General features: G+C 65.3%; 23 protein-coding genes and 1 pseudogene. 12 read left to right on the top strand and 12 right to left on the bottom strand.

The window, feature by feature from the left end; all coding sequences use genetic code 11:
• The 6 genes from LO50_RS10220 to LO50_RS10245 all read right to left on the bottom strand — a co-directional run.
• Positions 1-813 (bottom strand): fumarylacetoacetate hydrolase family protein (locus LO50_RS10220; protein WP_044314910.1); only part of this gene is annotated, 813 nt, incomplete at its 3' end.
• Positions 813-1,952 carry a homogentisate 1,2-dioxygenase gene (locus LO50_RS10225; protein WP_044314911.1) on the bottom strand — a complete coding sequence of 380 codons (1,140 nt, stop codon included), beginning with the start codon at positions 1,950-1,952 and terminating at the stop codon, positions 813-815. The genes LO50_RS10225 and LO50_RS10220, both read right to left, overlap by 1 nt.
• Before the next feature lie 150 nt (positions 1,953-2,102).
• On the bottom strand, positions 2,103-3,188 hold the full coding sequence (gene hppD, locus LO50_RS10230) for a 4-hydroxyphenylpyruvate dioxygenase (RefSeq protein WP_044314912.1): 1,086 nt from the start codon (positions 3,186-3,188) through the stop codon (positions 2,103-2,105).
• Positions 3,189-3,599: 411 nt separating this feature from the next.
• Complete coding sequence (locus LO50_RS10235) at positions 3,600-5,009, bottom strand: sodium-dependent transporter (RefSeq protein WP_044314913.1); 1,410 nt, start codon at positions 5,007-5,009, stop codon at positions 3,600-3,602.
• Positions 5,010-5,137: 128 nt separating this feature from the next.
• Positions 5,138-6,232: a Glu/Leu/Phe/Val dehydrogenase dimerization domain-containing protein gene (locus LO50_RS10240; protein ID WP_044314914.1), complete on the bottom strand. Its 1,095-nt coding sequence runs from the start codon at positions 6,230-6,232 to the stop codon at positions 5,138-5,140.
• 150 nt (positions 6,233-6,382) lie between these two features.
• Positions 6,383-9,853, bottom strand: coding sequence for an indolepyruvate ferredoxin oxidoreductase family protein (locus tag LO50_RS10245; protein WP_044314915.1), 3,471 nt, complete (start codon positions 9,851-9,853; stop codon positions 6,383-6,385).
• Between the two features lie 241 nt (positions 9,854-10,094).
• Between LO50_RS10245 and LO50_RS10250 the strand changes: the two genes are divergently transcribed.
• Complete coding sequence (locus tag LO50_RS10250) at positions 10,095-10,565, top strand: Lrp/AsnC family transcriptional regulator (RefSeq protein ID WP_003281718.1); 471 nt, start codon at positions 10,095-10,097, stop codon at positions 10,563-10,565.
• 237 nt (positions 10,566-10,802) lie between these two features.
• Here the strand turns inward: LO50_RS10250 and LO50_RS10255 are convergent, their stop codons facing one another.
• Positions 10,803-11,216, bottom strand: coding sequence for a DUF192 domain-containing protein (locus LO50_RS10255; protein ID WP_044314916.1), 414 nt, complete (start codon positions 11,214-11,216; stop codon positions 10,803-10,805).
• A gap of 106 nt (positions 11,217-11,322) precedes the next feature.
• Between LO50_RS10255 and LO50_RS10260 the strand changes: the two genes are divergently transcribed.
• The 4 genes from LO50_RS10260 to LO50_RS10275 all read left to right on the top strand — a co-directional run bounded on the left by LO50_RS10260 (position 11,323) and on the right by LO50_RS10275 (position 16,247).
• Positions 11,323-12,663, top strand: coding sequence for a short-chain fatty acid transporter (locus tag LO50_RS10260; protein ID WP_044314917.1), 1,341 nt, complete (start codon positions 11,323-11,325; stop codon positions 12,661-12,663).
• Between the two features lie 273 nt (positions 12,664-12,936).
• On the top strand, positions 12,937-14,328 hold the full coding sequence (locus tag LO50_RS10265) for a GntP family permease (RefSeq protein ID WP_044314918.1): 1,392 nt from the start codon (positions 12,937-12,939) through the stop codon (positions 14,326-14,328).
• A 115-nt stretch (positions 14,329-14,443) separates the two neighbouring features.
• Entirely contained in the window at positions 14,444-15,214 is a 771-nt protein-coding gene (locus LO50_RS10270; protein ID WP_044314919.1) for a 3-hydroxybutyrate dehydrogenase, read from the top strand.
• A gap of 136 nt (positions 15,215-15,350) precedes the next feature.
• Positions 15,351-16,247 (top strand): ribose-phosphate diphosphokinase, encoded by an 897-nt coding sequence (locus tag LO50_RS10275; RefSeq protein ID WP_044314920.1) that lies wholly within the window; start codon positions 15,351-15,353, stop codon positions 16,245-16,247.
• Between the two features lie 214 nt (positions 16,248-16,461).
• Here LO50_RS10275 and LO50_RS10280 read toward each other — a convergent pair.
• The 3 genes and pseudogenes from LO50_RS10280 to LO50_RS10290 form a co-directional block, all read right to left on the bottom strand.
• A pseudogene (locus LO50_RS10280) lies at positions 16,462-17,241 on the bottom strand (DNA-formamidopyrimidine glycosylase family protein); the annotation flags it as partial.
• Between the two features lie 66 nt (positions 17,242-17,307).
• Positions 17,308-18,192 (bottom strand): pseudouridine synthase, encoded by an 885-nt coding sequence (locus LO50_RS10285; RefSeq protein WP_044314921.1) that lies wholly within the window; start codon positions 18,190-18,192, stop codon positions 17,308-17,310.
• A gap of 163 nt (positions 18,193-18,355) precedes the next feature.
• The gene (locus LO50_RS10290; RefSeq protein WP_044314922.1) at positions 18,356-18,619 is read right to left on the bottom strand and encodes a PepSY domain-containing protein; all 264 of its coding nucleotides are present in this window, start codon (positions 18,617-18,619) and stop codon (positions 18,356-18,358) included.
• A 225-nt stretch (positions 18,620-18,844) separates the two neighbouring features.
• Between LO50_RS10290 and LO50_RS10295 the strand changes: the two genes are divergently transcribed.
• On the top strand, positions 18,845-19,621 hold the full coding sequence (locus LO50_RS10295; protein ID WP_041014966.1) for a DUF899 domain-containing protein: 777 nt from the start codon (positions 18,845-18,847) through the stop codon (positions 19,619-19,621).
• 2 nt (positions 19,622-19,623) lie between these two features.
• Here the strand turns inward: LO50_RS10295 and LO50_RS10300 are convergent, their stop codons facing one another.
• The gene (locus LO50_RS10300) at positions 19,624-19,980 is read right to left on the bottom strand and encodes a copper-binding protein (RefSeq protein ID WP_041014967.1); all 357 of its coding nucleotides are present in this window, start codon (positions 19,978-19,980) and stop codon (positions 19,624-19,626) included.
• A 172-nt stretch (positions 19,981-20,152) separates the two neighbouring features.
• On the opposite strand from LO50_RS10300, the gene LO50_RS10305 reads away from it, so the two are divergent.
• The 4 genes from LO50_RS10305 to LO50_RS10320 are packed head-to-tail and all read left to right on the top strand — an operon-like array spanning position 20,153 to position 22,753.
• Positions 20,153-20,461, top strand: a complete 309-nt coding sequence (locus LO50_RS10305; protein WP_003301967.1) for a PepSY domain-containing protein — start codon at positions 20,153-20,155, stop codon at positions 20,459-20,461.
• 8 nt (positions 20,462-20,469) lie between these two features.
• Positions 20,470-20,775, top strand: a complete 306-nt coding sequence (locus LO50_RS10310; protein WP_003301964.1) for a PepSY domain-containing protein — start codon at positions 20,470-20,472, stop codon at positions 20,773-20,775.
• Positions 20,775-21,440: a response regulator transcription factor gene (locus LO50_RS10315; RefSeq protein ID WP_014821557.1), complete on the top strand. Its 666-nt coding sequence runs from the start codon at positions 20,775-20,777 to the stop codon at positions 21,438-21,440. The genes LO50_RS10310 and LO50_RS10315 overlap by 1 nt, the downstream gene beginning before the upstream one ends.
• Complete coding sequence (locus LO50_RS10320) at positions 21,437-22,753, top strand: sensor histidine kinase (protein WP_044314923.1); 1,317 nt, start codon at positions 21,437-21,439, stop codon at positions 22,751-22,753. The genes LO50_RS10315 and LO50_RS10320 overlap by 4 nt, the downstream gene beginning before the upstream one ends.
• Before the next feature lie 3 nt (positions 22,754-22,756).
• Here LO50_RS10320 and LO50_RS10325 read toward each other — a convergent pair whose 3' ends face one another.
• The gene (locus LO50_RS10325) at positions 22,757-22,972 is read right to left on the bottom strand and encodes a hypothetical protein (RefSeq protein ID WP_003281738.1); all 216 of its coding nucleotides are present in this window, start codon (positions 22,970-22,972) and stop codon (positions 22,757-22,759) included.
• A 325-nt stretch (positions 22,973-23,297) separates the two neighbouring features.
• Here LO50_RS10325 and LO50_RS10330 point away from each other — a divergent pair, with 325 nt between their 5' ends.
• Positions 23,298-24,170: a helix-turn-helix transcriptional regulator gene (locus LO50_RS10330; protein ID WP_044314924.1), complete on the top strand. Its 873-nt coding sequence runs from the start codon at positions 23,298-23,300 to the stop codon at positions 24,168-24,170.
• Positions 24,171-25,101: 931 nt separating this feature from the next.
• Positions 25,102-25,831, top strand: a 730-nt coding sequence (locus LO50_RS10335) for a metallophosphoesterase family protein (RefSeq protein WP_044314925.1), incomplete at its 3' end; no start/stop codon positions are given.

Raw genomic sequence — 25,831 nt, forward strand, 5'->3', positions numbered from 1 at the left:
GCTGCGGTCGTAGTTCGACACGGTGCCCGAGCCGATGATGGTGCCGGCGCCCAGTGGGCGGGTGCGCGCGGCGTGGGCGACCAGGGTCGGGAAGTTGAACGTCATGTCGGTGCCGGCATCCGGCTGGCCGAACAGCTCACCGTTGATATGCGAAACCAGAGGCCGGTGTACCTTGCCGTCGCGCCAGGTTTCGCCCAGCTCGTCCGGCGTCACCGCCACCGGCGAGAAGCTCGACGACGGCTTGCTCTGGTAGAAGCCGAAGCCCTTGGCCAGCTCGCCGGGGATCAGGTTGCGCAGCGACACGTCGTTGACCAGCATCAGCAGCTGGATGTGCGCGGCCGCCTCGGCTGGCGTCGCACCCATGGGCACGTCGTCGGTGATCACCGCCAGCTCGCCTTCCAGATCGATGCCCCAGGCCTCGTCGGCCAGGCTGATCGGGCTGTGCGGCGGGATAAAAGCATCGGCGCCGCCCTGGTACATCAGCGGGTCGTGCCAGAAGGATTCCGGCATCTCGGCGCCGCGCGCCTTGCGCACCAGCTCGACGTGATTGACGTAGGCGCTACCGTCGGCCCAGTGATAGGCACGCGGCAGCGGGCTGTGGCAGGCGGCCTGATCGAAGGCGAATGCGCCCTCCTCCAGCCCGTCGTTGAGGCGCTGGTAGACCGCCTCCAGCTTCGGCTTGCAGTAGTTCCAGTCATCCAGCGCGGCCTGCAGCGTGGCGGCGATCTGCGGCACTTTCACCGCCTGGGCGAGATCACGGGAAACGACGACGAGCACGCCGTCGCGGCCCTGGTTGAGGGTTGCGAGTTTCATCAGGATTCCTTGCCCGGCGCACGCCAGGAGTTGACGTATTCGGGGACATCGACGGCTGCAGCGGCCTCGCCGACCTCCAGCGCGCGGCGGGTGTCGATCATCACCGCCACCTCGTCGGCAAAGGTCGCCGGGTCGGTGCTGGCCTTCTTCAGCGCCTTCGGGTGCGGCCCGTGGGGGAAGCCGCAGGGGTGGAAGGTCACCATGCCCTGCTCGATGTTGTCGCGGCTGAAGAAGTTGCCGCGGTGGTAGAACAGCACTTCGTCGTAGTCGTCGTTGTTGTGGAAGAACGGCACCTTCAGCGCGCCCGGATCGGATTCCACCGGCCGCGGGGTGAAGGTGCAGACCACGAAACCGTTGGCGACGAAGGTGGTGTGGGCAGATGGCGGCAAGTGGTAGCGATGGCTCATCAGCGGGCGGATGTCGCGCCAGTTGAGCCGTACCACGGTGTTGTCGCCGTGCCAGCCGACCACGTCCAACGGGTTGTACGGGTAGGTCACGGTGGTGATCTGGTCTCGCCGCTTGATGCGGATCTGCCAGGGGTTCTCGTCCTGCTGCGCACGGAAGGCGTCGTCCAGCCGCGGATGATCGAGCACCGCGGCATCGAAGATCGCGTGCGGGCCGACCAGGCCCTTGTCCGGCAGCTGGTAGGCGCCATCGGTGTTCTCGATCAACAGCATGAACACCGGCTGCGTCGCCTCGATGCGCCAGGCGGTGCCGCGCGGGATCATCAGGTAGTCGCCGTCGCGGAATTCCAGGTGACCGAAGTCGCAGTAGAAATGCCCAGCGCCCTCGTGGATGAACAGCAGCTCGTCACCGTCGCCGTTGCGCACCAGATGACGCATGGCGCCGTTGGTCTTCCACAGGCGCAGCTTGACGTCGGCGTTGTGCAGCGCCAGCGGCGCCTGCAGCGGGCAGTCGCCTTCGCTGGGGATGTGATTGAAGTTGAAGGCGTGCGGGCGCAGCGGGCCTTCCCAGTCGATCCAGCCGGTCGGCGGATGCTTGTGATGCAGGTGCGAAGCCGGGCCGAAGAAGCCTTCGCGGCCCATTTCGCGCTCGTAGGTGCCCTGCGGAAAATCGCAGTGCGCCTGACGCGAACTCTCACCCTCGCGGATGGGGAAACTGATCCATTTGCGGCTCATGTGCCTCTCCTCGTGATACCGCGTGATCTCAATGGCGGCGCAGTGGGCGCCGATGCGTAGGGTGGATGTCGCGAAGCACATCCACGCGTCGGTCGGCCCGACACAGACGCGTGGAAGATGCTCCGCAGTCTTCCACCCTACGCCCCGGACTTACTCGTCCGCCTTGATCACGCCGCGGCGCACCTGGTCTTCCTCGATGGATTCGAACAGCGCCTTGAAGTTGCCTTCGCCAAAGCCCTGGTTGCCCTTGCGCTGGATGATCTCGAAGAAGATCGGGCCAATCACCGTGTTGGTGAAGATCTGCAGGAGGATGCCGTCGTCCCCCGGCGCGCCGTCGATCAGCAGATTCAGCTCGCGCAGCTGGTCGAGCGGCTCGCCGTGGCCGGCGACGCGGGTGTCGACCTTCTCGTAGTAGGTGTCCGGCGTGGTCATGAAGTCCACACCATTGGCCCGCAGGCGGCGCACGGTCTCGTAGATGTCGTCGGTGGACAGTGCGATGTGCTGGATGCCCTCACCGTGGTATTCGCGGATGAATTCCTCGATCTGCGACTTGTCGTCGGCCGACTCGTTGATCGGGATGCGGATCTTGCCGCACGGCGCGGTCATGGCGCGGGAGAACAGACCGGTCAGCTTGCCTTCGATGTCGAAGTAGCGAATCTCGCGGAAGTTGGCGATGCGCTCGTAGAAGCCGGACCAGACATCCATCTGCCCGCGCATGACGTTGTGGGTCAGGTGGTCGATGCACATCAGGCCGACGGCGTTGTCGTTCGGCGTACGACCTTCGATGTACTCGAAGTCGACGTCGTAGATGCTCTTGTCGCCGTAGCGGTCGACGAGATACAGCAGCGAGCCGCCGATGCCTTCGACGCAGGGGATGTTCAGCTCGCCGAAGTTGGCGTGGCTGCCGACCAGCTTGGCGCCCTGGGATTCGACGTAGGCGGCGGCCTGAGCGGCATTCTTCACCCGGAAGGCCATGGCGCAGGCGCTCGGGCCATGCTTCTCGCCGAACTCGCGCACATGCCCGGTGGGGCTGCCGTTGAGCACGATGTTGATGTCGTGCTGCTGGAACAGCCAGACCTCCTTGGAGCGGTGCTTGGCGGTTTCGGTAAAGCCCATCTGGGTGAACAGCGTGCGCAGCTGCTCGATGCCTTCGGCATTCGGCGCGGTGAATTCGACGAACTCGAAGCCGTCGGTACCGATGGGATTGTGCTGTTCGATCTTGTTCACGGCGTTCATATCGCCTCCTGATTATTGTTGTGAGGACTGCCGTTGCACGGCTTGGCTGGCCCCATCACACCCCAGGCCAAGGCGGCGAACAATGCTGTTTACGGGCACGGAAAGCGGCTGGCGCCAGCCCTGCTGTCAGGTTTTCCTTACGGCGCCTTTTTTGCTGAAAAGCCTGGCCTGGCGGCTTGCCAGGCGTAACGAAAAGCTGACAGCCTGGTGCGACAAGCTGCCGCACATGTCATTCGGCGCATGGGATCGCGCATAAAAAAGGTGGGCTGAAGCCCACCCCATGAAGGCCTGCGTCGGCCTGCTATGGGATGGACCTGAGCCCACCAAAACGGCTTCCTGAGAAGCCCGCAGCATTCTTGTAGGGTGGGCTTCAGCCCACCTGCGCGTACTACACGGACGACCGTGATCGCGCTAGATCAAACCCATGAGGTTGAGGAACACCAGCACGATGGCCACCGGCGTGCCGTAGCGCAGCAGGTTCCACCAAGCCAGGAACAGGCCGTTGCTACGGATGCCGATCGCTTCGCTGACCACCTGTTTTTGCAGCACCCAGCCGGTGAACAGCACCGTGCCCAGCCCGCCCAACGGCATCAGCCAGTTGGTGGTCAGGTAGTCCAGGGTGTCGAAGAAGGTCTTGCCGAACAGCTGGTAGTCCGCCCAGTGATTGAACGAGAACACGCTGCCCAGGCTCAGCAGCCAGAGCACCAGACCACTGCCCAGCACGGCCTTGGTCCGGCTGATACGGAAGCGCTCGGTGAGCCAGGCGATGCTCGGCTCGGAGAGCGAGATGGCCGACGTCAGCGCGGCGATCACCAGCATGATGAAGAACAACCCACCGACGACCTGCCCCAGCGGCATCTGGCCAAAGGCGATCGGCAGCGTGACGAAGATCAGCCCCGGCCCGGCACCCGGCTCCAGGCCGTTGCCGAACACCAGCGGGAAGATCGCCAGGCCGGCCAGCAGCGCCACCGCGGTATCGGCCAGCGCCACCAGAATCGAGGTCTTGGCGATCGAGGTGCCTTCCGGCAGGTAGGAGCCGTAGACCATCATCGCGCCGCAGCCCAGGCTCAGGGTGAAGAAGGCATGACCGAGGGCGATCAGCACGCTCTGCGCGGTCAGCGCGGAGAAATCCGGCACGAAGAGAAACTGCAGCGCCTGGGCGAATTCGCCTTCGATGGCGGCGTAGACGACCAGCACCAGCATCAGCACGAACAGCCCTGGCATCAGAAAGCGCAGCGATCGCTCCAGCCCGCCGCGCACGCCGAAGCCGACGATCAGCATGGTCGCCGCCAGCACCAGCGTGGCGCAGACCACCAGGCGCAGCGGGTCCGCCAGCAGCGCGCCGAACAGCTCGCCGCTGGCCTCGCCGCTGGCCCCAGCGAAGCCGCCGCTGAAGGTCGCCGGCACATAAGCCAGCGCCCAGCCAGCCACCACCAGATAGAAACTCAGGATGAGAAAGCCGGTCAGCCCGCCGAGCCAGCCGACCACGCGCCAGCGCGAACTGGCTCCGGCTTCACGGGCCAGCCGCGCAACGGCGCCATCAGGATTCGCCCGACCGCGACGGCCGATCATCACCTCGGTCATCAGCAGCGGAATGCCGATCAAGAGGATGCAGGCGAGGTAGACCAGAACGAAGGCGCCGCCGCCGTTCTGCCCGGTCACGTAGGGGAATTTCCAGATATTGCCCAGGCCCACCGCCGAGCCGGTGGCGGCGAGGAAGAACACCCAGCGCGAAGACCATAGGCCGCGGCTGGCGTTGTCTTGGATGCGTGCGCGCGCGCCGGCGAAGGTGCCGGCCGCGAGGCTGGTTTTATCGGTCATTGCGGATTCCTGCTTGTTGTTTTTGTCAGGGACGGTGCGAACGAACGGAGCGGGTACGGCGCTGGCGATCAGCGCCCGCCGCCCCGCTCAGCGAAGGCCGGCGCACTCAGGCGCCCGGCCGGGATCACTCATGAAGCCTGGCGCTTGAACGCTTCGGTTTGCGGCACGCCACCGGCGTGCAGCCGCTCCAACGCCAGGCGATCGGCGATCACCGAAGTCGGTTCACCGCTAGCAGCGGAGCGGGTGAAGATCTCGCCCAGCGAGTCGCCGATGGCTTTCACATGGGCGTCGATCTGCGCGGCGCTGCCGCCGGTGCGCTGGTAGTAGACGTCGATGATGCCGCCGGCGTTGATCGCGTAGTCCGGCGCGTAGAGCTGGTTGCGCCGCTGCAGTTCGATGCCAATCTCGGCGGTTGCCAGCTGGTTGTTCGCCGCGCCGGCGATCACCGGGGCGCGCAGCACTTCCAGGGTCTGCTCGTTGAGGATGCCGCCCATGGCGCAGGGCGCGAAGACATCTACATCGAGACCGTAGATGTCCTGCGGGCGCACCACGTTGGCGCCCACTTCCTCCATCGCCTGCTTGACGTTGGCATCGAAGATGTCTGCCACCCACAGCTCGGCGCCGGCAGCTTTGAGGTGCCGCGCCAGGCCCAGGCCGACATGACCGACGCCCTGAATCGCCACCTTCAACCCGGTCAGATCGTCGCGGCCAAGGCGCTGGCGCACCGCTTCCTTGAGGCCGACGAACACGCCATAGGCGGTGGATGGCGACGGGTCGCCGCTGGCGATGCTGCCATCCAGCGTGGTGCGCGGCGTGGCGCCCACCACATGGCGGGTGCGCTGGGCAAAGGCCTGCATCTCGGCATCGCCGGTGCCCGAGTCCGCAGCGGTGATATAGCGCCCACCGAGGCTGTCGACGAAGTCGCCCATCGCATGCAGCAGCGCCTGGCTCTTGCCGGTGTGCGGGTCGCCGATGATCACCGCCTTGCCGCCGCCGAGATTGAGCCCGGCCAGCGAAGATTTCAGGGTCATCCCGCGCGACAGCCGCAGCACATCGCGCAGGGCGTCGTCGTCATTGGCATAGGGAAACATCCGGCAGCCACCCAGCGCCGGACCGAGGCGCGTGTCGTGGATGGCGATAATGGCTTTCAGGCCCGACGCCTGGTCATGGCAGAAGACCACCTGTTCGTGGCGATCGAAGTCGGGGTGAGCGAAGACGGACATTTGGGTTACCTCGTTCTTGTTGGTCTGGTTCCCTGCCGTGGGCAGGGCCTACTTGTCTGGTACCGGGGCCACCGCTATTCGGGCGATCCGGGCCGCGAAAAACTGGCTGTCAGACGTTACTCCTGCGCCAGTAACTTCGCGGCCATCGCGCTAGGCCGCAGGCTGGAACAGCCGCACGCTCTGCACCTCGTCGCCCTTGGCCAGCTGCTCGCGGAGCAACTTCTCTTGCTGGCGGGCCTTGGCAATGGAGCGCTCCTTCACCGGGCCGTAGCCGCGGATCTGTTCCGGTAGCGCGGCGATGGCCACAGCGGTGCGGTAGTTGGTCGGCTTGAGCTGGGCCAGCAGCTCGTCCACGGTTTTCTCGTACTCGCTGATCAGCTGGCGCTCGACGCGGCGGTCGTGGCCATAGCCGAACGGATCGAGCGGCGTACCGCGCAGGAAGCGGAACTTGGCCAGCACGCCAAACAGGTTCAGCACCCACGGCCCCAGCTCGCGCTTGCGCGGTTCACCGGTGACGGGGTCACGCTTGGCCAGCCAGGCTGGGGCGAGGTGAAACTGCAGCTTGTAGTCGCCCTCGAACTGCGCTTCGAGCTGTTGGCGGAATTCCGGCTCGCTGTACAGCCGCGCTACCTCGTACTCGTCCTTGTAGGCGAGGAGCTTGAAGTAGTAGCGCGCGACGGCCTTGGACAGCGCCAGATCGTCCGCGCTATCGGCGTCGCGCACGCGCTCGACCAACTGGCGATAGCGGCGCGCCAGTCCGGCACTCTGGTAGCGGGTGAGGAAGTCCACGCGCCAGTCGACGATCTCTTCCAGGGTCTTGCAGATCGGTTCGACCATATCGACGGGGCGTGCCAACTGCTCCACCGCTTCACGCTCGAGCACGGCACGGCGGCCCCAGCGGAAGGCCTGCAGATTCAGCTTGGCGGCAACGCCGTTGAGCTCGATAGCCTTCTCGATGGCCTCGGCGCTGATCGGCAGCAGCCCCTGCTGATAGGCGAAGCCGAGCAGGAACAGGTTGGTGGCGATGCTATCGCCGAGCAGTCGCGTGGCCAGGCGGGTGGCGTCGACGAAGTGGGTCTTCTCGGCACCGACCGCCGCGCTGATGGCCTGCCGCATGGCGCCGCCGGGCACCTGGGCATCGGGGTTGCGGGTGAACTCGGCGGTGGCCGATTCGTGGCTGTTCACCACGGCGTTGCTGATCTGCTCGTTGAGGCGGGTCAGTGACTCGTCGCCCGCCGCGACAATCAGGTCGCAGCCGAGCAGCAGATCGGCCTCACCGGCGGCGATGCGCACGGCGTAGATGTCGCTCTGCTTCGCGGCGATGCGCACGTGGGTGGTCACCGGGCCGAACTTCTGCGCCAGGCCGGCCTGGTCGAGCACCGTGCAGCCCTTGCCTTCCAGATGCGCGGCCATGCCGAGCAGCGCGCCAAGGGTAGTCACACCGCTGCCGCCGACACCCGGAATCAGCACGTTCCATGGACGATCCAGCGTTGGGTGCAGCGGCTCGGGCAACGTCGCCACCTCGATACCGCCAGCCACGGCTTCGGGCTTGCGCAACCCGCCGCCATGCACGGTGACGAAGCTCGGACAGAAGCCCTCGACGCAGGAGAAGTCCTTGTTGCAGGCGTTCTGGTCGATCTCGCGCTTGCGCCCCAGTTCGGTTTCCAGCGGCAACACGGCGAGGCAGTTAGACTTCTCACCGCAGTCGCCGCAACCCTCGCAGACCGCCGGGTTGATAAAGGCGCGCTTGGCCGGGTCTTCCAGTTTGCCGCGCTTGCGCCGACGACGCTTCTCGGTGGCGCAGGTCTGGTCGTAGATGATCACCGAGACGCCCTTGAATTCGCGCAACTCGCGCTGCACGGCATCCAGTTCGCGGCGGTGATGGAAGCTGGTGATTGGCGCGAAGGTATCGCGGGTCGGGTACTTGTCCGGCTCATCGCTGACCAGAGCGATGCGTTTGACGCCCTCGTGGAAGATCTGCCGGCTGAGCTGGTCGACGCGCAGCTCGCCGTCGATGGGCTGGCCGCCCGTCATGGCCACGGCATCGTTGTAGAGAATCTTGTAGGTCACGTTCACGCCGGCCGCGACGGCCGCACGCACGGCCAGGCTGCCGGAGTGGAAGTAGGTGCCGTCGCCGAGGTTCTGGAACATGTGCGGGGTGTCGGTGAACGGCGCCTGGCCGATCCAGTTGACGCCCTCGCCGCCCATCTGGGTAAAGGTCTCGGTGCGCCGGTCCATCCACTGCACCATGTAGTGACAGCCAATACCGGCCGAGGCGCGGCTGCCCTCGGGCACCTTGGTCGAGCTGTTGTGCGGGCAACCGGAGCAGTAGTGCGGCGTGCGCACAGTGTCGTAGCTACGCGCAGCCAGGGCTTTTTCCTTGGCGGCGAGGAAGGCCAGGCGCGCCTGGATGCTGTCGCTGGTATAGATTGGCGCGAGGCGCTTGGCGATGACCCGGGCGATCATCGCCGGGGTCAGCTCGGAGAGGTTCGGCAGCAGCGAATTGCCCTGCTCGTCGAACTCGCCGACCACCCGCGGACGCTTGCTGACCGGCCAGTTGTAAAGCTGCCCGGTGAGCTGGTCCTCGATGATGCTGCGCTTTTCCTCGACCACCAGAATCTCGTCCAGCCCCTGGGCGAACTCGTGCACCGAGACCGGCTCCAGCGGCCAGCTCATGCCGACCTTGAGCACCCGCAGGCCGACCGAGGCGCACAGCGCTTCGTCCAGGCCGAGGTCGTCCAGCGCCTGGCGCACGTCGAGATAGGACTTGCCGGTGGTGATGATGCCCATGCGCGGATTCGGCGAATCAAGCATCACCCGGTTGAGGTTGTTGGCCCGTGCGAAGGCACGGGCGGCATAGATCTTGTACAGGTTGAGGCGCTTTTCCTGAGCCAGCGGCGGGTCCGGCCAGCGAATGTGCACGCCGTCCTCGGGCAGCTCGAAGTCTTCCGGGATGCGCGTCTGCATGCGTAGCGGATCGACTTCCACCACGGCGGAGGAGTCGACGTTCTCGGCGATGGTCTTCAGCGCCACCCAGCAGCCGGAGTAGCGCGACAGTTCCCAGCCGATGATGCCGTAATCGAGAATTTCCTGAACGTTGGCCGGATTCAGCACCGGAATCGAGGCGGCGATGAAGGCATGCTCGCTCTGGTGCGGCAGCGTCGAGGACTTGCAGCCGTGGTCGTCACCCGCCAGCAGCAGCACGCCGCCGTTGGGTGCAACACCTGCCGCATTGCCGTGCTTGAACACGTCGCCGGCGCGGTCGACGCCCGGGCCCTTGCCGTACCACATGGCGAACACGCCGTCGTACTTGGCACCGGGGAACAGGTTGGTCTGCTGGCTGCCCCACACCGCGGTGGCGGCCAACTCTTCGTTGACGCCGGGCTGGAAGTGGATGGCGTGTTGCTTGAGGTAGTCGCGGGCTTCCCAGAGGCTCTTATCGAGCCCGCCCAGTGGCGAGCCGCGATAGCCGGAGATGAAGCCACCGGTATTCAAACCACAGGCCTGATCACGCTGATGCTGCAGCATCGGCAAGCGGGTCAGCGCCTGGGTGCCGGTGAGGTACAGATGACCGGTTGCAAGCCGGTACTTGTCGTCCAGACGGATCTCGGCCAGAGACATGGGGCGCTCCTAATTTGTTGTTATCGGAGTCAGGGTGGCGTTGTTCGCTACCCGCCTGACGCAGTCATGGAGAAACCGCACGGTTGTTTCTCCACGCCGGCAATCGGCAGGGGATCACCCCACCGTCGCGTGTCGATTAACAGTCTGGCCGTGACGAAGAGAGATTTTCTTTCTACTTTTGCGGTAGAACAGCGCTTCTGTGCATGACCCATTCGCTAACAACAAGAAAACAGGCACGACCATGCAGACTTCGCCCCTAAGCAGCATCGATCGCAAGATCCTCCTGCTTCTGCAACACAACGCCGACCTCTCCGCAGCGGAAATCGCCGAGAAGGTCGAACTGTCGCAATCGCCCTGCTGGCGACGTATCCACCGCATGCAGGAGGAAGGGCTGATCGAGCGCAAGGTCGCCCTGCTCAACCCGAAGAAGCTCGGGCTGAACATGACGGTGTTCGTCAACATCAAGCTCTCGGCCCACGGACGCAGCAACCTCGACGAGTTCGAGCGGGCGGTGGTGGGTTACCCCGAAGTGCTGGAGTGCCACACCATGGCTGGCGAGTCGGATTACCTGCTCAAGGTGGTGGCGCGCGATATCGACAGCTACGAACGCTTCCTGCGCGACCAGCTTTTGCAACGCCCCCACGTGCAGGAGGCGCACTCGCATATCGCCATGAGCGAGGTGAAGCGGACCACGGAGTTGCCGCTGGATTGAGCCTTCAGACGGATTCGCGGCAGGCGGTGGATAAGGCGGAGCCGTTATCCACCCTACGGGCGAAGCAGCCGCCACGAGGGAATGAAAGCGTAAGGTGGACAACGGTCAGAGCCTTTTCCACGCGTCCACCAAGATCGCCTCCGACACCGTCCCAAACATCCGCATGCGTCGGCCCTGGTTACGGTGAGTAAGGCTTCGCCGTTATCCACCCTACGCACCGACGCACCGCTTGCACTCCTACTCCTCCGGTATCCCTTCCAGCCGCGCGCCCCGTCCGATCTCCCGCTCGGCGAACCAGCCCTGATCCATCTCCAGCGCGTAACGTGCCGGCCGCTTCGAACAACGAATCTCGGTATTGAACGGTTCCAGATCGATCACATCGACCAGAACGCCGTCCTCATCGAAGAACGCCGCGGACAACGGCAGCGGCGTGTCCTTCATCCACAGGCAGTGCCGGCGCACTTCATCAAAGCGGAACAACATGCCGCTGTCGCTGGCCAGTTCGCTGCGCCCCATCAGCCCGCGTTCGCGCTGGGCGACGGTCTGCGCGTATTCGGCGTGCAGCTCGTGCCCCTGAAGGCGCAGCCGCAGCGGTTCTTGCGCCTGAGCGGAGCCCGCAAGCAGCAGCGACAGTAAAAGCGCAACACGCATCGACCAACCTCCTCAAGCGCAGCGGGAACAGCCGGCCGCCGCCGCACTCATAAGCGAAGCGCCGCACCTGCGCGGCGACATAACGACAACAAGGGAGAACCCCATCGTGCTCAATAGAATAACCGCCGCCAGCGTCTACCTGGTGCAACGCTTCCTCCCCTCGCCCTTCGTCTTCGCGATCCTGCTCACGCTGATCGTGCTGATCGCCGCTATGCTCAGCACCGGCCAGGGCCTGCCGGCGATGGCGCAGCACTGGGGCAACGGCTTCTGGAACCTGCTGGCCTTCACCATGCAGATGTCGCTGATCCTGGTCACCGGCCATGCCTTGGCACGGGCGCCGGCGATCAACCGACTGCTCGACCGCATGGCCCGCATCCCGCAGTCGCCCGGGCAGGCGATCATTCTCGTGACGCTGGTGGCGCTGGCCGGTTCCTGGATCAACTGGGGCTTCGGCCTGGTAATCGGCGCAGTCTTCGCCCGTGCGTTGGCGCGGCAGGTACGCGGCGTCGACTACCCGCTGCTGGTCGCCTCGGCCTACTCCGGCTTCCTGATCTGGCACGGCGGCTTTTCCGGCTCGATCCCGCTGTCGCTGGCCAGCGGCGGGGCCGATCTGGAGAAGATGACCGGTGGCGCACTGACCGAGGCCATCGGCGTCGGCCAGACGCTGTTCGCCTCCTACAACCTGATCATCATCGCCGTGCTGGTGGTCGGCCTGCCGCTGCTGAACTGGGCCATGCAGCCGAAGACGCCGAAAGTGGTCGACCCGGCGCTGCTGGAAGAGCCCCAGCCGAGCGACATCCCACGGGAAACCGCCACCCAGCGTTTGGACGACAGCCGCATCCTCGGCCTGATCATGGTCGCGCTGGCGGTGCTGTTCTTCTACCGGCACTTCAGCGAGAACGGCCTGGCGTTGAGCCTGAACATCGTGATCTCGATCTTTCTCTTCGCCGGCCTGCTGATGCATGGCACGCCGGAGCGCTACATGCGCGCCATCGAGGAGAGCATTCGCGGCATCGCCGGCATCGTCGTGCAGTTCCCCTTCTACGCCGGGATCATGGGGATGATGGTCGGCGCCAATGCGGCCGGCGTATCGCTCGGCCGGCAGGTCACCGACACCTTCGTCACCTGGTCGACGACCGAGAACTTCCCGGTGCTGGCCTTTCTCAGTGCTGGGCTGGTCAACGTCTTCGTGCCCTCCGGCGGCGGCCAGTGGGCGGTACAGGGGCCGATCATGCTGCCGGCTGGCGCCGCGCTCGGCGTGGCACCGGAAGTCACGGCCATGGCGATCGCCTGGGGCGATGCCTGGACCAACATGATCCAGCCGTTCTGGGCGCTGCCGCTGCTGGGCATCGCCGGACTCGGGGCGCGCGACATCATGGGCTACTGCCTGCTCTGCCTGGTGTTCTCCGGCGTAGTGATCGCTGGCGGGCTGTACTTCCTGACCTGATTCGCCTCTGCATTCCGGACGGCGCTGCTGTCCGGAATGCTGGACCGCACTGTCCAGCATTCAAGACATCGATACCGTCCACCATTTTGGACAACCTGCAGAAACCCTATCGAAATCAGCGAGTTGCATATCTGGCACGGAACTCGCTAAATCACCGTGCGGCCTGTCCGCAGCCGAAACAAGAAAAACAATGCGCCTGCCGTGCAGCAGCGAGTCCCCGAACGCCCTCGGCAGCGTTCGGTCGTGCCGCACGGGGCCAGGAGATCGTCCCCGATGAGCGTCGTCATCGCCCTTGCTGCATTGGCCCTGCTGATGCTCGCCGCCTACCGCGGCTACAGTGTCATCCTGTTTGCTCCCATCGCCGCCATGGGAGCGGTGCTGCTAACCGACCCGTCCGCCGTGGCGCCGGCCTTCACCGGCATCTTCATGGAGAAGATGGTCGGCTTCATCAAGCTGTACTTCCCGGTATTCCTGCTCGGTGCGGTGTTCGGCAAGCTGATCGAGATGTCCGGCTTCTCGCGCTCCATCGTCGCCGCGGCGATCCGTCTGCTGGGCACCAGCCAGGCGATGCTGGTGATCGTGCTGGTCTGCGCGCTGCTCACTTACGGCGGCGTGTCGCTGTTCGTCGTGGTGTTCGCGGTGTATCCGTTCGCCGCCGAGATGTTCCGCCAGAGCAACATGCCCAAGCGGCTGATCCCGGCGACCATCGCCCTCGGCGCGTTCACCTTCACCATGACGGCCATCCCAGGCACGCCACAGATCCAGAACATCATCCCCACCACGTTCTTCAACACCACCACCTGGGCCGCGCCCTGGCTCGGCCTGATCGGCACGATATTCGTCTTTGGCCTGGGCATGCTCTATCTCAAGTGGCAGCTCGGCAAGGCCATGGCCGCTGGCGAAGGCTACGGCACCAACCTGCGCAACGAGCCGGAGACGCCGGCCGATATCGCCCTGCCCAACCCCTGGCTGGCGCTGTCGCCGCTGATTCTGGTGCTGGTGGCCAACCTCCTGTTCACCCGCTGGATTCCCGAGTTCTACGGCACCAGCCACAGCCTGCAGCTGCCCGGCATGAGCGCACCGCTGGTCACCGAGGTCGGCAAACTCACCGCGATCTGGGCGGTGGAGGCCGCGCTCCTGCTGGGCATCGCCCTGGTGCTGGCGACCAGCTTCGGCACCCTGCGCGGCAAGCTCGCCGAGGGCAGCCGCACGGCGGTCGGTGGTTCGCTGCTGGCGGCGATGAACACCGCGTCGGAATTCGGCTTCGGCGCGGTGATCGCCTCGCTGCCGGGCTTCATCGTGGTGGCCGACGCGCTGTCGGCGATTCCCAATCCGCTGATCAATGAAGCCATCACAGTCAACCTGCTGGCCGGCATCACCGGCTCGGCCTCCGGCGGCATGAGCATTGCCCTGGCCGCGATGGCGGACAGCTTCGTCGCCGCCGCCAACGCCGCGCAGATCCCGCTGGAGGTGCTGCACCGGGTCGCCTCGATGGCCTCCGGCGGCCTCGACACCCTGCCGCACAACGGCGCGGTGATCACGTTGCTGGCAGTCACCGGACTGACCCACCGCGAATCCTACAAGGACATCTTCGCCATCACCCTGATCGCCACGGCCGCAGCCTTCTTCGTGATCGGCGTGTACTACGCTACCGGCATCGTCTGATGGTGGCGGCCGCTCGCCGTTATCGGCGATGCGCGGCGCCATCAGCGATTGCCTTCCGACAACAAGAAAAGCAAAGGCGCCGTCCTCGGGCGGTCGCCGCCAAGCGGGAGAAACCATGAACCTCACAGGCAAGACCGCACTGGTCACCGGCTCCACCAGCGGCATTGGCCTCGGGATCGCGTTGAAGCTGGCCGAAGCTGGCGCCGACCTGATCCTCAACGGTTTCGGCGATGCCTCGGCAGCGCTGGCCGAAGTCGGCCGGCACGGCCGCAAGGTCGGCCACCACGGCGCGGATGTGTCCGATCCGGCACAGATCGCCGAGCTGTTCGCCTATGCCGAGCGCGACTTCGGCGGCGTCGACATCCTGGTCAACAATGCCGGCATCCAGCACGTGGCGCCGGTGGAGGAGTTCCCGGTCGACCGTTGGGACGCCATCATCGCCATCAACCTGTCCTCGGCATTTCACACCACACGCCTGGCGCTGCCCGGCATGCGCCAGCGCGGCTGGGGGCGGATCATCAATATCGCCTCGGTGCACGGGCTGGTGGGCTCGGAGCAGAAGGCCGCCTATGTCGCCGCCAAGCACGGGTTGGTCGGGCTGACCAAGGTCGTCGCGCTGGAAACCGCCACCACACCGATCACCTGCAACGCCATCTGCCCCGGCTGGGTGCTGACGCCACTGGTGCAGCAGCAGATCGACGAGCGCGCGCGGGCAAGTGGTGACGAACAGCGCGCCCGCCACGATCTGCTCGCCGAAAAGCAGCCCTCGCTGGACTTCGTCACCCCCGCACAGCTGGGTGCCATGGCGCTGTTCCTGTGCAGCGAAGCCGGTGACCAGGTACGCGGCGCGGCATGGAACATGGACGGCGGCTGGGCAGCGCGCTGACGACGACTGGCCACTCCCGGCGAACGGCTGCGCATCGCAGGCTGTCTGTATCCCATTCAGGCGGACTGCCGCGCCGGGATCGCCAGAGGTTCAGGTCGGCAGCGCCGAACAGCCAAAAACCGTTTCGGGAGTGCCGATGCAAAACCAGCTGCTGTATTTCGATGACGAGCGCGCCGCCGCCCTGCGGCTGGCCGAAGCCTCTGGGCTGGCCGCCGCGGCAGTCGAGCGCCACCGCTTTCCCGATGACGAACTGCGCCTGTGTCTGCCGCTGGGCGAAGGCGAGGCCATCGCCGAGCAGCTGGTGATCTACCGCGGCCTCGACCATCCCAACGAGAAGCTGGTCGAGCTGCTGCTGATCGCCGGCGAGGCGCGCCGACTGGGCGCCAGGCGACTGATCCTGGTCACACCTTATCTGGCGTACATGCGTCAGGACATCGCCTTCAACCCGGGCGAGGTGGTCAGCCAGCGGGTCATCGGCCAGCTGCTGGCCGGGCAGTTCGACGGGCTGATCGCCGTCGACCCGCACCTGCACCGCGTCGCTACCCTGCAGGAAGCCGTGCCGCTGGAAGATGCCGTCACGCTCTGCGCGGCACCGGCGCTGGCACGGCTGATCGCCGAGCGGCATCCCGACGCCCTGCTGATCGGCCCGGATGCCGAGGCCCTGCAATGGATCGAAGCTGCCGCCGTCGAACATGGCTTCGAACACGGCGTGTGCAACAAGGTGCGCCACGGCGATCGTCAGGTCGACATCGCGCTGCCGCCGCTGGCGTTTGCCGGGCGCCATGTGGTGCTGCTCGACGACGTCGCCAGTTCCGGTCGCACCCTTGCCAACGCCGCGGAGAAACTCCTGGCCGCCGGTGCCGCCTCGGTAGACGTCGCAGTGACCCACGCCCTCTTCGCCGACGATGCGCTGGCAGTGATCCGCGCTGCCGGCGTCGGTCAGATCTGGAGCACCGACTGCATCGCCCATGAAAGCAACGCGGTGAGCATGGCGCCGCAGCTGGCCGAGGCGCTCAGGCGGCTGTTGCGCTGAGGCGATAGGCAACGCGCAGCGGAGCCCGACCGCGACGTGGACAAGGCGGTGCCGTTGTCCACCCTACGAGCATCCTGCACCGACGAACCATCTACGCCCCAACACCACGGCCGCCGTAGGGTAGAAAACGCGCAGCTTTTCCACCGGGACCCGGCGACCACCTGGGCGACGGCAGATCAACCGCGTGGAGAAGGCGGTGCCGTTGTACACCCCACCCCTCATCCACCGCGCCCGGCTCGTCGGCCGCGATCTGCGCTGACTCGCCATAGCGCTTCTGGCAGCGTTCGCAAAAGAACGCCCGGCGCTGGCTGCGGCCCAGCTCTTTCACCTTGACCAGCGGAATCCGGCAGCGCACGCAGGTGGTCTTGCCGTGGGCCAGCCAGTGCGCCTTGAGCACACCGGCCCGCTTCCACTGGAGAAACTCGAAGCTGTAGGTACGCGCTTCACGCACCAGCTCGCGCAGCTTGGCCGCCGGCAGTTCGCCGATCAGCGACAGTGGATGCACGCGGATGCGGTAAAGCACCTCGTTCTTGATGATGTTGCCGGAGCCGGCGAACAGCGTCTGGTCGAGCAGCGCATCGCAGGCCAATAGCCGCGGACGTGCGCGCAGCCGCTTGAGCGTGGCGCGCGGGCTCCAGGCGTCGCTCATCAGGTCCATGCTCCAGTCGTACGTCGCATCCAGCGGCCCTTCGATCAACTGCACCGAGCAGGCATAGAAGTTCAGCTCGCCGTTGGCAAAGCCCAGACTAAGCCGTGCTACGGCATCCTTGCGCTCGTTGATGCGGTAGCTGCCGAACAGCAGCAGGTGGATGCGGACGGAGACGTCGTCCAACTCGATCAGGAAATGCTTGCCCCAGCTATGGAAGCCACGCACCACCTGACCGGCCAGCCGGGACATGTCGATCTTGGCGCTGCCCTCGGCACGTTCGATGGTGCGCCCGGCGAATGCCGCGACTTCTTCACGCAGGATGACGATGGAAGGACCTTCGGGCATGGCTGCACCAGTGGCTGGGCTGTCTTGGATTTGAGACTCGCCAATGCCGCGAAGGTGCGCCCGCCGCTACCAGTCCAGTTGCAGCGTACTCTCGAATTCGCGCAGCGCTCCGCTCAGCGGATCGCTAAAGCGCAATCCACGCGCCAGCAGCTTCAGTGGCCGCGCGTAGTCGTCGGCCTCACGCTCGCTGCGCTCGAGCAGCTCGGGATAGAACGGGTCATTGCAGATACCGGCGCCGAGCGTGGCCATGTGCAGGCGCAGCTGGTGCTTTTTGCCGCTGATGGGGGAGAGCCCGTAGCGCCAGAGGTCGCCGCGCCGTTCGAGCACCTCGATCAGCGTTTCGCTGTTCGGCTCACCGGCGCCCTCACGCATCAGGAAGAAGGGGTCGCCCGGCACCATGCACAGGCGTCGGCGCAGGGGAAATTCGACATGCGGCAGCGCCGGGCAGATTGCCTCGTAGCGCTTGCTGATCTCCCGCTCGCGGAACAGCGCCTGGTAGGCACCACGGCTCTCCCGGTTGGCCGAGAACAGCACCAGACCGGCGGTGAGCCGATCGATACGATGAATCGGCACCAGATCGGCGTTACCCAGCCGTTTGCTGAGCCGCGCCAGCAGGGTTTCGTTGACGTATTCGCCGGCCGGCATCACCGAGAGAAAGTGCGGTTTGTCGGCTACCACCAGATGCTCGTCGACATGCAGGATGCGTTCTTCGAACGGCACCGGGATCTCATTCGGCACTTCGCGAAAGTAATGAATGCGCATGCCTACCCGATAGGTCTGCGCGGCATCGATCGGCTGCATCTGCGCATCAAGCACGCGGCCGCGGGCGATGCGATCGAGCCAGGTAGCGCGACTGATCGCAGGGAAGTGCGCGCACAGGCAGTCGAGCACCGTAGGCCAATCGCCTGGCGGCAGATGCAGGGTGCTGGGGCGGGAACTGGAAGCGGACATGAATGCAGCTACACGGTAGCGACGAGGGAGGTGGATGATACCTGCTCTGTCAGTAGCTGCCTCCCGTTGCGGGAGAGCGGTGGCAAGTGGCTGCTGAGCGCAGCGCCGCCAGGGGGCAGGCGATGCGCTCAGCGAAGACGCCAGGCGAGAGGAACGCGCAGGCTCAGTCTTCCTTGTCCTTGGTCACTTCGCCGGTACGGCCATCGATCTTGAACTCGTACTTCTTGCCGTCCTGCTTCATGCCCTCGCCTTCCCAGCCATCATCATCGGCCTCGATGCCGTGCAGTTCGGTGTAGCCGGCGGCCTTGGCCTTCTCTACGGCCTGTTCGAGGCTGGTCCAGTCGGCGCCGGGTTTGTCGGCGGCGAAGGCAGCACCAGAACCGAGGATGGCAACGGCGAGCGCGGCGGTCAGTGTCTTGTTGTACATCTCGTTATTCCTTCTGCGAACGGGATCAGATCGGGCCATACGGTTGGCCCTTGCCTGAATTACGAGCGCGGCGGCGGCCGCTAAGTTCAACCACCGCGCCGCCAGCCGCCGGACGTTCCCTGGCCCGATGTCGATTTCGCCCGGCGCCAATCGACTCTGTCACAGGGCCATTGCCGCGCGGCGGTGGCTCCGCGCCCGCTTCCAATCCGCGCCCCGGAGGTCTACATGGCAACGCACAAGGTCGTATCCGATCAGGACTGGCTGGCCGCCCACAGCGCCCATCTGCAGGAAGAGAAACAGCTCACCCGCCAGCGCGATGCGCTCAGCGAAAAGCGTCGGCAACTGCCCTGGCGATGCCTTGCGCAGGACTATCGCTTTCACGATGCCAGCGGCGCGGTTCTCCTGAGCGAGCTGTTCGAGGGTCGCAGCCAGCTGGTGATCAAGCACTTCATGTTCGGCCCGGACTGGACCGAGGGTTGCGTCGGCTGTTCGTTCGAGGCCGATCATATCGGCGGTGCGCTACTGCACCTGCTGCAGCATGACGTCAGCTTCGCCGCCATTTCCCGCGCGCCGTTCGACCGGCTGGATGCGTTCCGCCAGCGCATGGGCTGGCAGTTCCGCTGGCTGTCGTCGGCCGGCAGCACGTTCAACCGCGACTTCCACGTGTCCTTCGATGCCGAGGACATCGTCGAGGGCAAGGTCTTCTACAACTACGCCTGGCAACCCTTCGTCTGCGAGGAGCTGTCGGGCTTCAGTGTTTTTTACCGCGACCCGCAGGGCGACATCTTCCACACCTTCTCGGCCTATGGCCGCGGCGCGGAAGAACTGCTCGGCACCTATGTACTGCTGGACATGACGCCCAACGGTCGCAACGAAACGGGCCCGCGGCACAACCTCACCGACTGGGTACGCCTGCACGACCGTTACGACAGCGATGATCGCGTTGCCCCGAGCGGACGCTCGGAGCCCGCCGGCTGCTGCCACGAGCAGGCGCGACGCTGAGGCTACTGCCGTCGAATGAAGACGATCTGCGGATCCATCTCGCCGTTGCTGAAGCGGAACTCCACCGCATCGCCCACGGCCAGCCCGCCGAGCTGTGCGGCGTCCGCCTTGAACGGCATCACCATCGCCGGCCACTTCAATTCCGGCACCGGCCCGTGGGCGATGGTGACGCTGCCCTGCCGGGCATCGATGGCGCGGATCACGCCTTCGGCCTGGTAAGCGGGCTCGGCCTCCAGGCTGTTGCCAGCCGCCACATCATCGACCGGTGGCGGTGTGGTGGAGGGCTTCAGCAGATCCTCGGCAGAGGCCTGGCCACTCAGCCCGAGGGTCGCAAGCAGTACGAGAAACACGGTTTTCATGACGACTCACCCCGATCGATCGGTCGTGCTGACCTGCAGCAAGCGTAGTCCCCATGGCGCGGTTCGCCCTCGCCCGAACGGTGCATTCGCAGCCGCCTGGCGACGTTCAGTTTCGTTTAAGCAAGCCCCCGTAACCTGTGAATCGTCGAAACCAACCACAGGAATCAAAACCATGAAAACACTGACTACGCTGTTCACCGCCGCCACCCTCGCCCTCGGTGCCAACCTGGCCATGGCCAAGGACATCGGTCCCGACGAAGCACTGAAGCTGCGCGATGCCGGCACCATCCAGTCGTTCGAGAAGCTCAACGAAGCGGCACTGGCCAAGCACCCCGGCGCTACCGTCGAGGAGACCGAGCTGGAAGAAGAGTACGGCCGCTACGTCTATCAGCTTGAACTGCGCGACGACAAAGGTGTGCAATGGGACGTCGAGCTCGACGCCAAGACCGGCGAAGTGCTGAAGGACCATCAGGACGACTGAGGCCATCCATGCGTGCCCCCCTTTTCGTAACCGTTCCACTGACCCTGCTGCTCGCTGCCACTCCGGCGGCGAGCCGCGACCTGGACCAGGATGAGGCCCTGCGGCTGCGCCGCGAGGGTCTGATCATGCCGCTGGAAGCCCTGCTCCAGCGCGCCATGGAGCGCTATCCGGGGGCCAGCCTGCTGGAAGCGGAGCTGGAGGAGGAAGATGGCATCTACGTTTACGAGATCGAATTGCTCACCACCGACGGCGTTGCCCGCGAGCTCGAACTGGATGCCCGCGACGGGCGCCTGCTCAAGGATGAAGAAGACTGATGCGTCTGCTACTGGTCGAAGACAACGTTCCGCTGGCCGATGAACTGGTCGCCAGCCTCAGCCGCAACGGTTATGCCATCGACTGGCTGGCCGATGGCCGCGACGCCGGATACCAGGGCGCCAGCGAGCCCTATGACCTGATCATTCTCGACCTCGGCTTGCCTGGCAAACCGGGGCTGGAGGTGCTGCGCGACTGGCGTGCCGGCGGCCTCACCACACCGGTGCTGATCCTTACCGCGCGCGGCTCCTGGGCCGAGCGCATCGACGGTCTCAAGGCCGGCGCCGACGACTACCTGACCAAGCCCTTTCATCCCGAAGAACTGCTGCTGCGCATCCAGGCGCTGCTGCGCCGTGCCCACGGCCTGGCCAACCAGCCCATGTTGCAGGCCGGCGGCCTGGAGCTGGACGAGTCGCGCCAGTGCTGTCGCAAGGATGGTCAGGACATCGAACTCACCGCCGGAGAATTCCGCCTGCTGCGCTATTTCATGCTGCATCCGGGGCAGCTGCTGTCGAAAACCCAGCTGACCGAACACCTGTACGACGGTGAAACCGAGCGCGATTCCAACGTCATCGAGGTGCATATCAACCGGCTGCGCGGCAAGCTCGGCCGCGAACTGATCGAAACGCGCCGCGGCCAGGGCTATCGCTTCGGCGGCCAGCCGTGAAGTCCATCCAGCGCAGCCTCAGCCTGGCGCTGATCGCCACCCTGCTACTGGTCGCGCTGGTGCTGGTGCAGACAAGCCTGTGGCTCTTCGAGTCAGGCCTCAGGCGCAGTCTGGAAACCGATCTGCGCGAGGAAACGGAGGGCCTGCTGATTGCACTGGTGAAGGGGCCGGACGGCGATCAGCTGGACGTGCAGCGCCTCAACCCGCGCTATCAACGGCCATTCTCCGGCCACTATTTCAAGATCGAACTGCCCGAGCGCACCTGGCGCTCCCGCTCGCTGTGGGACGCCTCGCCAGAATGGCCGGAACGCGCGGGCCTGGCGGACGAACTGCTCGACGGCCCGCAGGAACAGCGACTGCTGGGTTATCGCGCCGAGTACCGCCGCGACGGCCAGCCGATCGTCATCAGCGTGGCGCAGGACTACACGCCGGTCCTCGAAAGTTTTGCCCGCGTGCGGCTGAGCGGCCTGGGCCTGGTCGGTTTCGCCCTGCTCGCCCTGCTGCTGTTGCAGCGCTACGCCATGAGGCTGGCACTGCGCCCGCTGGAGCGCGCGCGGCAGCAGATCGCCCAGCTGCAGCAGGGCCAGCGCCAGCAGCTGGACCAGCAGGCGCCCGTCGAGCTGCAGCCGCTGGTGGAGCAGATCAATCATCTGCTCAGCCACACGGAGGAGACCCTGCAGCGCTCGCGGCACGCGCTGGGAAACCTCGGTCACGCGCTGAAAACACCGCTGGCGGTGCTCGGCAGCCTGGTGCAACGCGAAGAACTCGCCGCCCACCCCGAACTGCAGGCCAGCCTGCAGGAGCAGCTGGAGCAGATCCAGCAGCGGGTCAGCCGCGAACTGGGCCGCGCGCGGCTATCGGTGGACGTGCTGCCCGGTGCGCATTTCGACTGCGACGCGGAACTGCCGGCGCTGCTCGATACGCTGGCGATGATCCACCGCAGCGGCCTCGACCTGCGCTGGCAGGCGCCCGCCGGCTGCCGCCTGCCGCGTGATCGCGAGGACATGCTCGAGCTGCTGGGCAATCTGCTGGATAACGCCTGCAAGTGGGCCCGTAGCCGCGTCGAGCTGAGCATCGAGCGCAACGGCGATGGCTTCGTCCTGCTGGTGGACGACGACGGACCGGGGATTCCGGCGGCACAGCGCGAGCAGGTCATCAACCGTGGCGTACGGCTGGACGAGTCGGCGGAAGGTCACGGGCTGGGGCTGGGAATCGTCAGCGATATCCTGACGGCCTGGCGTGGCGAGTGGAGTCTTGAAGAAAGCCCGCTGGGCGGTTTGCGGGTGCGCATCGCACTGCCGGCGACGCGCTGAGCATCATTGCGGACGAGCCAGTTCGTTACGCATGTCTTCGAGTATGGTTTCGACCAGCAGGGTGTTCTGCACCTGGTGCCCGGCCATGATGCGCGTGGCGTGGGTGCCATTGATCGGGTAGCCGACATGCACCAGCAGGCGACCGTCCGCTTGCGGCTCGACGCGCGTGCGGTACTGCGAGGTGAAGGTTTCGGCCAGGTAGCGGGAAAGAGTCTTCATGAAGCATCTCTAGCAATGAGCCTGAGACAAAGACCCTGTTCGTCGCTCGGAGATTCATGCCGTCCATCGGGAATCCACTGATCTTCATAGAACTGTAACGCTCATCACCCCTTCCGATTGCCGCTGCCATAGGCCAGCCAGGCCAGAAACAGCATCACAACGAACGCCATGCAGGACATCACCAACGCATTGATCATCAGGCTCATGTCAGGGTCTCCTCATCCACCGGATCGAGTTGAAACATACCCCGAATATATGTAGCGTTGCGCGACACGTCGACCTGCTCGACATAGGCATGTAAATCTTTGGAACAGGTGCAGAGGCGATGAAACGCAAGCAATCGATCAGTCAGATTCGCTGGGACCTGGCGCTGCGCTACCGGCTGATCGAGACCATCGCCTGGTGGGAAGGCCGCCTGACCACGGGCCACCTGATGCAGAGTTTCGGCATCAGCCGCCAGCAGGCATCGAAAGACATCAACACCTACCTGAACGAACATGCGCCCAAAAACCTGACATATGACCGCCATCTGAAGGGCTACAAGCCGACCAAAGGCTTCCAGCCGCTGTTCATCGACGGCAGCGCCAGCGCCTATCTGCATTTACTCGACCAGAACCGTGTGCGCGCCCCGCATATCGAGGGCCTGGCGCTGGCCTACGCGCATACCGAAGTGCTGCAGGTGCCGGACCGCAGTATCCGACCCGAGGTGCTGCGGCCGATCCTGCAGGCCTGTCGCGAGGGGCTGCGGCTGGAGAGCGAGTATGTCTCGCTGGCCAATCCCGAGGTGGAAATCCGTGTGATGGCGCCGCACACGCTGGTGTTCACCGGCATGCGCTGGCACGTGCGCGCCTACTGCGAGAAGAACCGCGAATACCGCGATTTCGTGCTCAGCCGCTTCCGTGGCGAGCCGGACCTGATGGACGAAAGCGAACACATCCGCGAGCAGGACGAGGCGTGGAACACGCCGGTGACCGTGCTGATCGAGCCGGACGCGCGATTGAGCCCTGCGCAGAAGGCGATCATCGAGGTGGACTTCGGCATGGTCGAGGGCCAACTGCCCGTGGAGACGCGCGGAGCGCTGGTGCAGTACGTGCTGCAGCGCTTCGGCATCGATCCGAATACCGTTCAGGCCAATGCGGCGGCGCAGCAGCTGCAGGTGGGGAATCTGCAGGCGTTGAAGGGGTGGTTGTACTCGTGAGGGCTTGTGGGGGTGGTCGTGACCGTGAAGGGCCGCTGCCTCCATGTGGGAGCGGTCTTAACCGCGAAGAGCGTCGGCACGGATTTCGGTATGTGAGCGCCGCGCTTTCCTGGGCCTGGAATCCGGGTTGCGCCTCTCACGGCGCGTCACTTTTTCTTGTCTGGCCAAGAAAAAGTAACCAAAAAGAAGGCCACCCCGGCATCCGGCCCTTCGCTGCGCGAAGGGTACCCTCACTCCATCGCCATTCCAGGGGCACGCTGCGGAGGGCCATCCATGGCCCTGCGCAGCTCTCGCGGCATCCATGCCGCTCAACCCCTTCCACAGCGACTACGTTCGGCCTCCTGACGGGGACTTGGGTCCGAGTCGCCTGTGAGTTTCCGAGAGATAGTAGAGGCGAAAGTCTGTGCCGTTTATCGCGTGCAGAACCAATGATGGTCCCTACGCCCTGTGTATTGCCACGCGGATCAACCAAGCAGAGTGTAGATGTGGCCAATTACAACGCCCCCCGCCCATTGCCATTTGCACAAGCTTTCAGGCAACACCAAACGCCCCTTTCAGGAGGCCGAATGGAATCCGCGTGGAGGGGAGTGAGCGGCATGGATGCCGCGAGAGGCGTAAAGGGCCATGGATGGCCCTTGTACGCCGGCCCCCGGAACGTGGATGAAATGAGGGAAGTCTCGCGCAGCGAGACCCGGATGCAGGGGCAAGCGTTTTTGCTTACTTTTTTCGCGACTGAAAAAAGTGAGTCGCCCAGCAGGGCGAAACCGGCGCCTCATACCGGCACGAAGAGCGGCAGCCACCTAAAAACTCAAAAACCAACCAGCTTCGCGGTCAAGACTGCTCCCACAAGCCTTACATCCGACGCAACCACCCACCGCCCATCCCAAGCCAGCGGTTCGCCACTGCACCCGCCCACAATGAGCCTGAGCCCATGCGCCTGATCCACACCTCCGACTGGCACCTCGGCCAGACCCTCCACGGCCAGGACCGCGACTTCGAACACGCGCAATTCCTCGCCTGGCTGCTCGACCAGCTGGTCGCCCACCGCGCCGACGCCCTGCTGATCGCCGGCGATGTGTTCGACACGGTCAACCCGCCACTCAAGGCCCAGGAACGCCTCTACGATTTCATCGTCCGCGCCCACGAAAAACTCCCGCAGCTGGACATCGTCATGATCGCCGGCAACCACGATTCCGGCGGTCGCATCGAACTACCGGCGCCGCTGATGAAGCGTCTCAACGCACACGCCGTCGGTCGCATCAGCTGGGTCTCCGAGGGCCAGCTGGATCACCAGCGGCTGCTGGTGCCGCTACACGACGCCGCTGGCAACACCGCCGTCTGGTGTCTCACCCTGCCCTTCCTGCGTCCGGCCGAAGTCACCGGAATGACGCTGGGCGACGACTACATGGCCGGCATCCGTCAGGTCCACGAGCGGCTGATCGCTGCCGCCGAATCCGCACGCCAGCCCGGCCAGGCGCTGGTCGCCATGAGCCACGCACACATGGCCGGCGGCGCGGTGTCGGAGGAGTCCGAGCGCAATATCGTTATCGGCAGCGCCGAAGCGCTGCCGGCCAGTCTGTTCCCCGAGTCCGTCGCCTACGTCGCCCTCGGCCATCTGCACAAGCCGCAGCAGGTCGCCGGGCAGGCGCGCATCCGCTACA

The organism is Stutzerimonas stutzeri (assembly GCF_000935215.1).
In the GTDB taxonomy this organism is placed as follows: Bacteria; Pseudomonadota; Gammaproteobacteria; order Pseudomonadales; family Pseudomonadaceae; genus Stutzerimonas.